The following is a 12,876-nucleotide window of genomic DNA, read 5'->3' on the forward strand; positions in this document are numbered from 1 at the left end:
CATCACGCGGGTGCGGTGTAACGCCTGTGCGGTGTCACGCGGGTGATTCGATACTGGCGGAGGCGACGACGAACGAGTCGGCGGAGTTCGCGCTGTAGCCGTTCAGGGTGTAGTCGAAGCCGGCCTCGTCGAGCGCCCGGACGTACTGGCGGTAGGCGGCCAGATCGACGCCGAACCCTTGTGGATGGAGCTCGGAGCCACCGCTGTGGCTGGTCGCGCTGACGAACTCGACCTTGCGGGCCGCGGTGGCCGGGATCTGGCTGTCGAAGACGGGGACGCTCATGTCTGCTCCTCGGTCGCGGGTCCTCCCGTCCAACCGCCAGTCCGCGCCCTAGATGCCCCCGTTACCTCAATATTGCTGCCAGAACACATCCCCAGAGATCGGCCTGATCGTGACCGAGGGCACCTGTGTGGATCACCCAGGCGAGTCCGACCTGGTGGCGCTCGGCCGTGCGCTGCTCTCCGACCCCGCCTGGACCAGCAAGCTGCGCGACCGGCGCCTCGCTGAGATCCGTCCCTACGACCAGGCCGACGGGACCCGGCTCACCTGACCTGCCTCCGCGAATCTCTCCGCACCCGCCTCCGCGAAGCGGCAACCATTCACGGTCGCGAAACGACTTTCCATGGGGAGGGGACCCGACTCGACGGAGCCCAACCATGACCCTGAAACGAACAGTCCGGAACTCGGCTCTGGCGGTGGTCGCCGTCGCCGCGATCGCCGGCTGCGTACCCGCTGGCTTCCCGGGCGGAGGCGGCGCCGGCGGCGGCACCGGGGCCACCCCGACCGCCTCGCCGTCGGTCCGGCCGACCGCCTCTCCGTCCGCCCCGCCGACCGCGCCGTCGTCGCCAGCCACCACCCCGGCGGGAACCCCGACGCCATCACCCACCACGACCTCCTCCGGACCGGCGTCCGGTACCTGCGGGCGGACGGCGGGTGCCTCACCCGCGACGAGGATCACCGAGGTCAGCCTGGGGTCCCCGGTGGTCAGCTTCGCGCCGCAGGGCGACACCGACCCGTTGCCGACCGCGATCGCCGCGGCGCCGGGCGGCGGGTCTTGGCTGGCCTGGTTGGGCACAGACTCCAAGGTCCACCTAGGCAAGCTGGACTGCGGTGACCAACTGGTCGGTACCCCCACGGCCGTGGACGGGATCGACCTGCAGGACATCAAGGCCGATACGCAGGGCGTGGTGGTACTACTGACCCGTCCTGGCCCGCAGGGCAGTGGGAAGCTGTGCGGCGGGACCTCCAGCCCGACCAAGACCATGTGGATGGTCCGCTTCGACAACTCCGGCCGGCAGGTATGGGAGCAGCAGGTCACCAACCTGAGCGATAGCCTCGGCGGCTACGATCCCGGGGCTCTCTTCGTGTGGTGGTACAACCACCACGGCACCCTGGCCTACGACGGCACCAACTACGCCGCCTACTTCGAGGCGGCGATCACCGTGGCCAACGGCAGTTGCGTCGACATCCACGAGGGTGACCGGATGCAGGTGGTCAACGCCACCACCGGCTCCCCGGTCTCCGGGCACGACAGTTTCGCCTGGGGCTGCAGCCACGCCTGGGACTCCCACATCATCTGGGACGCCCGGACCGGCCATTTCGCGATGGTCTGCGCCACGGACAACAACTGCCGCATCGCCCGCCCCGGCACCGGCCAGACCGTCGCGGCCGGGGTCTGTGACGGGACCCTGTTCGGCGGCAACATCCTGCTGGCCGGTACCCAGGGCTACTGGACCGCCTGGAGCAACGGCAACCAGACGCGGCTGGAGCACTTCTCCACCGGCGCGTCCGATCAGACGGTTCTCACCGCCGACAAGACCCAGCACTCGCACCTGGCCGCCTACGGCCCCGCCAGGATGCTCCTGACCTGGAAGTCGGGCTCCTCGATCGCCGCCCAGGCGTACGACTCCACCACCGGCAAGGCCGTGGGCGGCCAGTTCACGATCGCCGTGGCGGACCACACCTACGTCGAGGCCAAGGACTACGCCGACGGCAGCATCGCCTTCCCCGCCGCCGGCGCCTCCGGCACGTCCATCCGGATCGTGCGGGTCATGCCGCTCAACTAACTGACACCACGGGACACGACACCACGGGAAGCGACGGACGGACGGGCGCGGCGAGGTGGCCGCGCCCGTCCGCAATTCCGGACCGAGGGGTCCCGCCCCGCCAGCGTCGGGCGGGGCGGGCGGAGATCAATCGACTGCTACTCGGCATGACCGCCTGCCAGGGATCAGACTTTGGTGAGGCGTTTCGGGGACGGGCGGAGGAAGACGTACCAGGTGAGAGCGAAGCAGATCGCGTAGTAGGCGATGAAGACGATGTATGCCCCGTTTCCGGACTTGTAGGTGAGGAAGGATTGGCGGAAGGCGAGGTTGACCAGCACGCCGCCGAAGGCGCCGATCGCACCGGCGACACCGATGAGCGCGCCGGCCAGCCGGCGCGCTTCCCGGTCGGAGGTGGTCTGGTCCGCTCCGGTGGCGATGCGCAGCTTCGACTTGGCCCGGAAGATGGCCGGGATCATCTTGTAGGTCGAGCCGTTTCCCACCCCGCTGAAGACGAACAGTGCGATGAACCCGACGAGGAACAATGCCAGTGACTTGTTCAGCGACGCGACCAGTACGAGCGCGGCGCTGACGGCCATCGCGACGAAGTTCCAGAAGGATACCTTCGCACCGCCGAGCCGGTCGGCCAGGGCGCCGCCCACGGGGCGGATCAGTGAACCGAGCAGCGGTCCGAGGAAAGTCAGGTAGGCGGCCTTGATGGGTGTGTCGAAGTCGGACTTGAATTGGACCTGAAGGACCTGGCCGAACGCGAAACCGAAGCCGATGAACGAGCCGAAGGTGCCGATGTAGAGCACCGACATGATCCAGGTGTAGCCGTCCCGGCAGACGTCCCGCATGGCCCGCTTGTCATTGCGGGCGGAGGTCAGGTTGTCCATGAACAGGTAGGCGCCGAGAGCGGCGAGGACGATGAGCGGGATGTAGACGGCGAGCACGACCCGGGGGTGGCCCCTGCCTGCGGTGGCGAGCACGAGCAGACCGACGAGTTGGACCGCGGCCACGCCGATGTTGCCGCCGCCGGCGTTGAGGCCGAGGGCGCGGCCCTTGAGTCGTTCAGGGAAGTAGGCGTTGATGTTTGTCATCGACGAGGCGAAGTTCCCGCCGCCGACACCGGCGACGGCCGCGACGATGAGCAGGGTGCTGTAGGAGGCGCCGGGCTTCAGGATGATCGCGGCCAGAATGGTCGGGACCAGCAGGATGGACGCGCTGAAGACGGTCCAGTTCCGACCGCCGAACGTGGCCACCGCGAAGGTGTAGGGCAGCCGCAGCACGGAACCGACCAGCGTCGGCACCGAGGTCAGCAGGAATTTCCCGGCCGCGTCGATGTGATATTGGGGGCCGAGGAACAGCACGAGGACGGACCACAGGCTCCAGATGGAGAAACCGATGTGTTCCGAGAGGATCGAGAAGACCAGGTTACGGCGGGCGACCTTGGCGCCGCCGCCGGACCAGAACGTGGTTTCCTCGGGCCGCCAGTCCTCGATCCAGCGGCCTCGCTGGATCGGGATGGTGACGGATCCGGCCGACGGGACATCCTCCAGTGAGGTGCTCATGGGCGCGCTCCTGCGGCGTCGGGCTGGTCCCATGACGGTAGGTACACGCCGGCCGCATGGGGCGTGGGTGTAACAAGCCGGGATGGCCACTCACCGCCCCGCCGGCGGCCGGCGCGCGGGAGTCTCGCGGCTGAGAAGGCCCACGCCGGCTGCCCGTGGCAGGGTCGGGCCAGCGGTGGGATCGGGTGGCTGGCCGCGGCTGGATCTCGGTGGCGGTAGGTAACACGCACGGCACTGCGACGAAACCGCCAGATCTGAGCATGTCGTCTATGGCGGCGTCTGTGGTGGTGGGCAGCGGGTGACGGCCACGGCGACGCACTGTCCCTACTGCTCCTTGCAGTGCGGGATCGAGCTACGCCCGGGTCGGACCTCGGTCGGCCTCACACCGCAGGACGACTTCCCGACCAATCGGGGCGGGTTGTGCTCGAAGGGGTGGACGGCGGCGGACCTGCTCGACCACGGCGAGCGGCTGACCACCCCGCTGGTGCGTGATGGCCGCGGCGGCGAGTTACGGCCGGCGTCGTGGGAGGAGGCGCTGGACCGGGTCGTGGCGGCGATCCGGGACTGCCAGGCCCGCTACGGGCCGGACAGTGTGGGCTGCTTCGGCGGGGGTGGGCTGACCAACGAGAAGGCGTACACGCTGGGCAAGTTCGTCCGGGTGGGGCTGGGGAGCCGGTCGATCGACTACAACGGCCGGTTCTGCATGTCCTCGGCCGCCGCCGCCAGCAGCCGCGCGTTCGGGATCGACCGGGGGTTGCCGTTCCCGGTGAGCGATATCGCCGAGGCGCAGGCGGTGCTGCTGGTCGGCAGCAACCCGGCGGACACGATGCCGCCGGTGATGCAGTGGTTCGACGCCGGCCGGGCGCCCGGCGCCCGGCACGTGGTGGTCGACCCGCGGGCGACCGCGACCGCCCGCGGCGCCTGGCTGCACCTGCAGAACACCCCTGGCAGCGACCTCGCGTTGGCGAACGGGCTGCTGCACATCGCGATCCGCGACGGCCTGGTCGACGACGACTACGTCGCGGCACGGGCGGTGGGGTTCGACGCGGTGCGCCAGACGGTCGCCGGATACTGGCCAGGCCGGGTCGAACGGATCACCGGCGTGCCGGAGGCGGACCTGCGCCGCACGGTCCACCTGCTCGCCGAGGCGGACCGGGCGATGGTGCTCACCGCACGGGGCGCCGAGCAGCACGCGTCCGGCACGGCCACCGTCGCCGCCTGGATCAACCTGGCGCTCGCGCTGGGGCTGCCGGGCCGGCCCTCCTCTGGCTACGGCACGATCACCGGGCAGGGCAACGGGCAGGGCGGGCGGGAACACGGGCATAAAGCCGACCAGCTCCCCGGCTACCGGAACTGTCCGACCCGGCCGACCGGGCGCACGTCGCCGCCGTCTGGGGCATCGACCCGGACACGCTGCCACCGCCGGGACCGTCCGCGTACGAGCTACTCGACGCACTCGGCAGCGACGGCGGGGTGCGGGCGCTGCTGGTGGTCGCGTCCAACCCGGCAGTGTCGGCCCCGGACGCGAACCGCATCGCCCGGCGGCTCGCGGCCCTGGACTTCCTGGCCGTGTCCGACTTCTTCGTCTCCGAGACCGCGCAGCTGGCCGATGTGGTGCTGCCGACCGCGCAGTGGGCCGAAGAGGAGGGGACACTGACCAACCTGGAAGGCCGCGTCCTGCTGCGCCGCGCCGCGCTGCCCCCACCCGACGGCGTGCGGACCGACCTGCAGGTGTTCGCGGAACTGGCCCGGCGGCTCGGCCGGGGTCAGTTCTTCACCGACTCACCGCGGATGGTGTTCGACGAGCTGCGCCGGGCCAGCGCCGGCGGCCTGGCGGACTACGCGGGGATCACCTACGAGCGGATCGCCGCTGAACGCGGCGTGTTCTGGCCCTGCCCCGACATCGACCATCCCGGCACCCCCCGGCTGTTCACCGACCGGTTCGCCACCGCGGACGGCCGCGCCCGGTTCGTCGCGGTCCGCCACCAGGGACCCGCGGAACAACCCGACCGCGGCTACCCGTACTACCTGACCACCGGCCGGATCATGCAGCAGTACCAGTCCGGTACCCAAACCCGGCGGGTACGGGCGCTGCTGACGGCCGACCCCGACCCGGCCGTCGAGATCCACCCCACGCTCGCGGCCCAACATGAGATCACGCCTGGCGATCTGGTCGAGGTGTCCTCCCGTCGGGGCCGGGCGGTGTTCCGCGCTCGGGTCAGCGACACCATCCGCCCCGACACCTTGTTCGCCTCGTTCCACTGGAGCGGGCTGTCGACCGCCAACCTGCTGACCAACCCGGCGCTGGACCCGACCTCACGGATGCCGGAGTTCAAGGCGTGCGCAGTGACGATCCGTCGCCTCGATGGCCTGCCCGACGGCGGCAGCACCGTGCCGGCTGGCGCGACCGTGCCCGTCGCCGACACCACTGGGACGACCCGGCCGCCGGGCGCCACATCCCTGGCCCCGCCTCCGCTGTCCGCACCGACCCGGAAGGACCGCCGCATGCACAGCACGCCACGTTTCCTGCAGGGGGTCTTCCCCTTCGAGGGCCACGGCCTGCAAAAGCCGTTCCTGCTCGACCCGTCGCTGACCTATGTGGTCCCACCCGGCATCGCCACCCAGCCGGTGTACGTCCGCGCCGGCAACTCCACCAGCGAGCTGATCTACCTTGTGCTGCTGCGGGACGGCACGCCGATGCGCTACTTCCCCGTCGGCGCCAAAGGCGACATCCACGTGCCGCTGCGGGTGGTGGAGGACCTCCTCGGCGACGCCCGCATCGAGGTGCACGTGGCCGCGCCGGAAGGAACCGCCGGCACGGTGGTCGTCGACCTCGGCCTCATCGAGGTGTGACCGCGATGACCACCACCATGCCGGCACAGCGGCAGCCCGCCGACCGCCCCCGCCAGCGTCTCGTCGTCGTCGGAAACGGGATGGCCGGCGTCCGCGCCGTGGAGGAGATCCTGGCCCGCCGCGGCGGGAGCATGTTCGCCATCACCATCTACGGCGACGAGCCGTACGGCAACTACAACCGCATCCTGCTGTCGAACGTGCTCGCCGGGATCGAGGACGAGAAGGAAATCTTCCTTAACCCACTCGACTGGTACCGGTCCAACGGCATCCGCCTGCACGCCGGGGTCCGGGTCACCCGGATCGACCGCTACGCCAGGGCGGTGTTCGCCCCGGACGGAACCGCCCAACCGTATGACAAACTGATCATCGCGACCGGCAGCCGAGCGTTCATCCCCCCGATCAACGGGGTGCACCGGTCCGATGGCACCCTCACCCCCGGGGTGTTCGCGTTCCGCACCCTCGACGACTGCCGGCAGATGATCGCCGCCGCCCGCGGCCACCGGACCGCCGTCGTGATCGGCGGCGGGCTGCTCGGCCTGGAGGCCGCCCGCGGCCTGCAGAACCACGGCCTGGCCGTCCACCTCCTGCACGCCGCCCCGACCCTGATGAACGCCCAGCTCGACGCCGAGGCGGGGCAGATCCTGCGGCGCAGCGTAGAGGCCCTCGGCATCACCGTCCACACCCGCGCGAGGACCACCGCCGTGCTCGGCGACGACACCGTCACCGGGGTCACCCTCGCGGACGGCACCCACATCGGGGCGGACATGGTCGTGATCGCCACCGGGATCCGCTCCAACAGCGAACTCGGCGCCCGCGCCGGCCTGGAGGTCGAACGCGCGATCGTCACGGACGATCAGATGCGCGCCATCAACGACCCCGACATCTACGTCGTCGGCGAATGCGCCCAGCACCGCGGCGAGGTGTATGGGCTCGTCGCCCCGCTGTGGGAACAGGCGACCGTGCTCGCCGAGCACATCACCGGCGCCAACCCGCACGCCGCCTACCACGGCTCGAAAATCGCCACAAAACTGAAGGTCGCCGGCTGCGACGTCGCCACCATGGGCCTGAAGGAACCCGAACGCGACGACGACGAGGTCGTCCGCTTCATCGAACCAAGACACGGCGTGTACAAGAGCGTCGTCATCCGCGACGGGAAACTCGTCGGCGCGACCCTGCTCGGCGACACCCGCAAAGCCGCGTTCCTCATCCAGGCGTTCGACCGGGGTCTGCCGCTCCCCAAAGCCCGCCTGGAGATGCTGTTCGACATCGGCACCCCACCGCAGGAGGTCGGCGCCGCCGAACTCGCCGACGACACCCAGGTCTGCAACTGCAACGGAGTGTCCAAGGCAGCACTGGTCGCCTGCGTCCAGGCCGGGCAGAAGACCGTAGGCGGAGTGATGGCCGCCACCCGCGCGGGCAAGGGCTGCGGCTCCTGCAAGACCCTCGTCACACAGATCGTCGAATGGGCCGCCGGCGGCGAGGTCGAACAGGACGAGGCAGCCGACTGGTACGTGCCGGCCATCCCGATGGACAAGCCGACGCTCATCGCCGCGGTGCGGGAACGCAATCTGCGGTCGGTGTCGGCAGTGTTCGCCGCGCTCGCCCCCGACGGCCAGGAAGACGCAGCCAGCAAGATGCCGCTGACCTCCCTGCTGCGCACCATCTGGGGCCGCGACTACTTCGACGAACGCGACGCCCGGTTCGTCAACGACCGGGTCCACGCCAACATCCAGAAGGACGGCACCTTCTCCGTGGTGCCGCAGATCGCCGGCGGCGTGACGACCCCGGCACAGCTACGCCGGATCGCCGACGTCGCGGAGAAGTACAACATCCCCATGGTCAAGATCACCGGCGGACAGCGTATCGACCTGCTCGGCGTCCGCAAGGAGGACCTGCCGAAGGTGTGGGCCGACCTGGACATGCCCTCCGGCTACGCCTACGGCAAGAGCTTCCGCACCGTGAAGACCTGCGTCGGCCTGGAGTTCTGCCGCTACGGCCTCGGTGACTCCACCGCGCTGGGCATCGCCATTGAAAAACGCTTCCAAGGATTGGAAAGCCCGGCGAAGATGAAACTCGCCGTCACCGGCTGCCCCCGCAACTGCGCCGAGGCGCTGGTGAAGGACCTCGGCGTCGTCGCGATCGAGGGCGGCCAGTGGCAGATCTACGTCGGCGGCGCCGCCGGGGCGCACATCCGTAAAGGCGACCTACTCGCCACCGTCGACACCCCTGACCAGGTCATCACGCTCACCGGACGGTTCCTGCAGTACTACCGCGAGAACGCGAGATGGCTGGAACGGACCTATTCGTTCGTCCCCCGCCTCGGCATCGACAAGATCCGGGACGTCGTCGTCGACGACAGCGACGGCATCGCCGCCGACCTCGACGCCCGGATGCAGCAGGCGGTCGACGCATACTCCGACCCATGGCTGGAGGGACGCGACCCCGTCACCGCCGGCCAGTTCCGCACCTCACTCCCCCTGGTCGACCTGCCGAAGGTGCCAGTCCGATGAACCCAGCCACCGAGACTGCCCACGCCAGTCCGGACGGCCGTGTGGTCCACCGCCTCGGCCCACTGGCCGACATCCCCCTCGGAGAGGCCCGCGCCTACGCAGCCGGCGGCCGACAGATCGCCGTCTTCCGGCTACGCTCCGGCCAGCTACGGGCGATCGACGCGGTCTGCCCGCACGCCGGCGGCCCACTCGCCGACGGCCAGGCCGACGACACGGTCGTCATCTGCCCGCTGCACAGCAGCACCTTCGACCTGACCACCGGCATCTCACCCAGCGGAGCACCACCCCTAACCTGCTACCCGATCCGCGTCAGCGACGACGGAATCATCGAGATCACCATCGGCTAAGGGCTTGCAGATAGTCAGACCGCGTCGCCTTCGTGGTGGCCCTGGTCGCGAGCACAACGGGCAGATGCCGAATCATTGGGATGCCGGTAGTCGCAGTCGGCAATGACGGCGGGATGGGTCGTTCGCGACGGCAGACCCCCGGCGGGCCCCGCCGTCCACCGCCGGGCTCGTGGGCCAGCCTGGCGGAGCCCGCCACGCAAGGTCTTCACCCTCGACACAGCGCGATCACAGCTGGCACACAAGCTCGCCTGCTCAAATGAACGGGTCATGAACTCCAGGCGAAGGAATCTCTGTGGCCCAGTGGAAGATCCTTGTTGCCGATCTGGTGGCCATCGCCGTGCTGGCGTTCGGTCTCTATTTTCCTCGGCACCACCGCCGAGACCTGGTAGCCGCTTTTCTCGGCGTGAACGTCGCCGTGCTCGCGGTGTCGACGGCGCTCGCTTCCTCGACGGTGGGCGCCGGCCTGGGACTCGGCCTGTTCGGCGTGCTGTCGATCATCCGGCTGCGGTCGTACGAGATCACTCAGCATGAGATCGCGTACTACTTCGCGGCCCTCGCGCTGGGCCTCCTCGCCGGGCTGCACCAGACACTGACCGCGCTGACCGGCGGGCTCATGGGCCTGATCGTCCTGGCGCTGTTCGTCGGTGACCATCCGAGGCTGTTTCAGCGTTATCGCCAGCAGACCCTGCGGCTGGACTCCGCGCACACGGACGAGCACGCCCTGCGCGCCCATCTGGAGATGCTCCTGAACGCCCGGGTGGTCAATCTGACAGTCCAGCACGTCGACCAGGTCAACGACACGACGCTGGTCGAGGTCCGCTACGCGCTGCTGCACGCCGAGGCGCGCCGTGCGTCGATGCCGGCTATAGAGCGGCTGACCTCATGAAGACCACCGGCAGGAACACATCGATCGACGCCTTCCCGCCGATCGAGCTGGACGAGTTGGTTGAACGGGCGGAACTGCTCCGGCGGGTCGACCACAAGTACGTCCTGCCTTCCCGTGACCTGCCCGCGCTGCTGGAATCGCTGGCCGTTCTGGGCGGCGTACGGGTGTTGGAGATCGACGGGCGACGAGAGCTCGACTACCGGTCCGTCTATTTCGACACCCCGAACCTGGACAGCTATCTGGGCGCGGCCCGCGGCCGGCGCCGACGGTTCAAGCTCAGGACGCGCAGCTATCTGGACACGGGCGCGCGTTACCTGGAGGTCAAGACGCGCTGCGCCCGCGGTGCCACGGTCAAACAGCGGACTCCGTACTGGGGAGACACCCACCACCTCGACGCCCGCGCCCGTGCGTACACCGACGCCGTCCTGGCCGCGGCGGGTATCCGCGTCGAGCATCTGCGGTTCGACCCGGCTCTGATCAGCGCCTACCGGCGGTCCACTCTGTTCATCCCGTCCGCCGCCGCCCGGGTGACGATCGACACCTCGCTGGCCTGGGCGCTGCCGGACGGACCAGCCATCGAGACCCCACGGCGTGTCGTCGTCGAGACCAAGTCGCCCCGGGATGCGTCCGACGTCGACCGGCTGCTGTGGTCCCTGCAGCACCGCCCCTGCTCGATGTCGAAATACACCACCGGCCTGGCCGCCCTGCGGTCCGACCTGCCCGCCAACCGGTGGCACCCCGTGCTGCGGCGCCACTTCGCCGAATCCGCGACCGGGAGGACCCGGCCCGCCCGCGCCTGTTCGGCGCAGGAGACGAGACCATGAGAATCAGAAGGAAACTGGCCGGCGCGTCCGTCTGTCTGGCCCTGCTCGCCGGCGCGCTGTCCGGCTGCTCGGGTGGCGACGACGCGAGCACGGCCCCGGCACCGGCCACGTCCGCCCAGGTCAGCCAGAGTGCCGCGCAGAGCGCCGCCCAGGTGCTCGCCGCCAACCAGGCCGACCACGCCGAGGACGGCGACGCGACGTACGACGAGTCCGCGGTCGTGAACGTCACCCTGACCGGATCCTCGGCGTCTGCCGGCGGCGACGGGGTCACGGTGACGGGATCCACGGTGACGATCACCGCCGCCGGCACCTACCGGCTTACCGGAACCCTGAACGGCCAGGTCGTCGTCAACGCCCCCGACCAAACCGTGAAGCTGGTCCTCGACGGGGCCACCATCGCCAGCTCCTCGAGCGCGGCGATCGCGGTCACCGACGCGGACGAGGCGGTCGTCATCCTTGCCGAGGGCAGCACCAACTCCCTGCGCGACACCGACTCCTACGCCCAGGACGCGGACGTCAACGCCGCGCTGTTCAGCTCCGCCGACCTGACCATCACCGGCAGTGGCGCGCTGACCGTGCACGGCATCGGCAACGACGCGATCGCGAGCAAGGACGGCCTGGTCATCTCCTCGGGCAGCATCACGGTCGACGCCGCCGACGACGGGATCCGAGGCAAGGACTATGTCGTCGTCGACGGTGGCACGATCACCGTCAAGTCCGGGGGCGACGGGCTCAAGGCCGACGACACCGAGGACGCCGACGCCGGATATGTCGCGATCGCCGGCGGCGCGGTGACCATCACCGCCGGTGGCGACGGCGTCGACGCGGCCACCGACCTGGTCGTCACCGGCGGCACTCTGTCTGTGAAGGCGGGCGGGGGCAGCGGCGTCCAGCCGACCGACGACACGTCCACCAAGGGGCTCAAGTCGGCAGTGATCACCGTGCTGGAGGGCGGCACCATCGCGGTGGACTCCTCCGACGACGCCATCCACACCGACGGGGCCCTGCACGTCAGCGGCGCCACCATCACGGCCGCCAGCGGCGACGACGGCGCGCACTCCGACGCGGGCCTGCTCGTCGACGCGGGCAAGCTCACCATAACCACGTCGTCTGAGGGCCTCGAGGGCACCGACATCGCCATCAACGGCGGCGACGTGAACATCGTCGCCAGCGACGACGGGGTCAACGGCTCCGGCGGCACGGGTCAGGGCGGCGGGGAGGATATCGGCGACTACTCGGTGGTCGTCACCGGCGGCACCCTGATCATCGACTCCGGCGGCGACGGGCTGGACTCCAACGGCACCGGGACGATCTCGGGCGGCACCGTCGTGGTCAACGGGCCAGAGCAGGGCGGGAACAGCGCCATCGACGTCAACGGCACCCTCGACGTCACCGGTGGCGTCCTGGTCGCAGCCGGCAGTGCCGGCATGGGGGGCGCCGCGCCGAGCACGGACTCCACCCAGGGATGGGTTGCGGCGACCTTCGACTCGGCCGTCACCGCGGGCACGACCCTGCAGGTCGTCGATGCCGACGGCACGGTGCTGGCCACCTTCGTCACCTCGAAGCCGATCGGGAATCTGATCTACTCTGGAGCCGGCATCGCCACCGGCAAGGAGTACGCGATCTACTCCGGCGGCACGGCGTCCGGGAACAGCGTCGGCGGGCTCGCGGAGACCGGCAGCCTCGGGTTGGCCACGAAGATCGCGACGGCGACGGCCGGCGCCGCCCCGGCCGGCGGAACGGGCGGCGGAGGCTTCCCCGGCCGCGGCGGGCAGCAACCACCCGGTATGTCCGGAACCTAACGGCCATACGAAGGCGACCCTGACCGTCCAATTTCACGCC

General features: G+C 69.9%; 10 protein-coding genes and 1 pseudogene. 9 read left to right on the plus strand and 2 right to left on the minus strand.

Translation table 11 applies throughout. The features are described 5' to 3' along the window. Nucleotides 1–34: 34 nt before the first annotated feature. The gene (locus tag FRCN3DRAFT_RS49105; protein WP_007508862.1) at nt 35–283 is read right to left on the minus strand and encodes an LLM class oxidoreductase; all 249 of its coding nucleotides are present in this window, start codon (nt 281–283) and stop codon (nt 35–37) included. 109 nt (nt 284–392) lie between these two features. Between FRCN3DRAFT_RS49105 and FRCN3DRAFT_RS52595 the strand changes: the two genes are divergently transcribed. After that, nucleotides 393–551 carry a hypothetical protein gene (locus FRCN3DRAFT_RS52595; RefSeq protein ID WP_007508860.1) on the plus strand — a complete coding sequence of 53 codons (159 nt, stop codon included), beginning with the start codon at nt 393–395 and terminating at the stop codon, nt 549–551. Nucleotides 552–657: 106 nt separating this feature from the next. After that, nucleotides 658–2,067 carry a hypothetical protein gene (locus FRCN3DRAFT_RS0203225; RefSeq protein WP_007508858.1) on the plus strand — a complete coding sequence of 470 codons (1,410 nt, stop codon included), beginning with the start codon at nt 658–660 and terminating at the stop codon, nt 2,065–2,067. A 164-nt stretch (nt 2,068–2,231) separates the two neighbouring features. Here the strand turns inward: FRCN3DRAFT_RS0203225 and FRCN3DRAFT_RS0203230 are convergent, their stop codons facing one another. After that, nucleotides 2,232–3,614 (minus strand): nitrate/nitrite transporter, encoded by a 1,383-nt coding sequence (locus tag FRCN3DRAFT_RS0203230; protein WP_007508856.1) that lies wholly within the window; start codon nt 3,612–3,614, stop codon nt 2,232–2,234. A 298-nt stretch (nt 3,615–3,912) separates the two neighbouring features. Here FRCN3DRAFT_RS0203230 and FRCN3DRAFT_RS58070 point away from each other — a divergent pair. The 7 genes and pseudogenes from FRCN3DRAFT_RS58070 to FRCN3DRAFT_RS0203260 all read left to right on the plus strand — a co-directional run. Further along, nucleotides 3,913–4,884 (plus strand): annotated as a pseudogene (locus FRCN3DRAFT_RS58070) (molybdopterin oxidoreductase family protein); the annotation flags it as partial. Nucleotides 4,885–5,087: 203 nt separating this feature from the next. Further along, nucleotides 5,088–6,467 carry a molybdopterin oxidoreductase family protein gene (locus tag FRCN3DRAFT_RS58075; protein ID WP_342435268.1) on the plus strand — a complete coding sequence of 460 codons (1,380 nt, stop codon included), beginning with the start codon at nt 5,088–5,090 and terminating at the stop codon, nt 6,465–6,467. Nucleotides 6,468–6,472: 5 nt separating this feature from the next. Next, entirely contained in the window at nt 6,473–8,977 is a 2,505-nt protein-coding gene (gene nirB / locus FRCN3DRAFT_RS0203240; protein WP_007508852.1) for a nitrite reductase large subunit NirB, read from the plus strand. Then, entirely contained in the window at nt 8,974–9,324 is a 351-nt protein-coding gene (locus FRCN3DRAFT_RS0203245; RefSeq protein WP_007508850.1) for a Rieske (2Fe-2S) protein, read from the plus strand. Before nirB ends, FRCN3DRAFT_RS0203245 begins: the two co-directional genes overlap by 4 nt. A 292-nt stretch (nt 9,325–9,616) precedes the next feature. After that, a complete protein-coding gene (locus FRCN3DRAFT_RS0203250; protein WP_007508847.1) occupies nt 9,617–10,210 on the plus strand; it encodes a DUF4956 domain-containing protein in 594 nt (197 codons plus the stop codon). Next, nucleotides 10,207–11,034: a VTC domain-containing protein gene (locus FRCN3DRAFT_RS0203255; RefSeq protein ID WP_007508845.1), complete on the plus strand. Its 828-nt coding sequence runs from the start codon at nt 10,207–10,209 to the stop codon at nt 11,032–11,034. The genes FRCN3DRAFT_RS0203250 and FRCN3DRAFT_RS0203255 overlap by 4 nt, the downstream gene beginning before the upstream one ends. Next, nucleotides 11,031–12,836 carry a carbohydrate-binding domain-containing protein gene (locus FRCN3DRAFT_RS0203260; protein ID WP_007508844.1) on the plus strand — a complete coding sequence of 602 codons (1,806 nt, stop codon included), beginning with the start codon at nt 11,031–11,033 and terminating at the stop codon, nt 12,834–12,836. The genes FRCN3DRAFT_RS0203255 and FRCN3DRAFT_RS0203260 overlap by 4 nt, the downstream gene beginning before the upstream one ends. The last annotated feature ends 40 nt before the right edge of the window (nt 12,837–12,876 follow it).

The organism is Pseudofrankia saprophytica, from assembly GCF_000235425.2.
In the GTDB taxonomy this organism is placed as follows: domain Bacteria; phylum Actinomycetota; class Actinomycetes; order Frankiales; family Frankiaceae; genus Pseudofrankia; species Pseudofrankia saprophytica.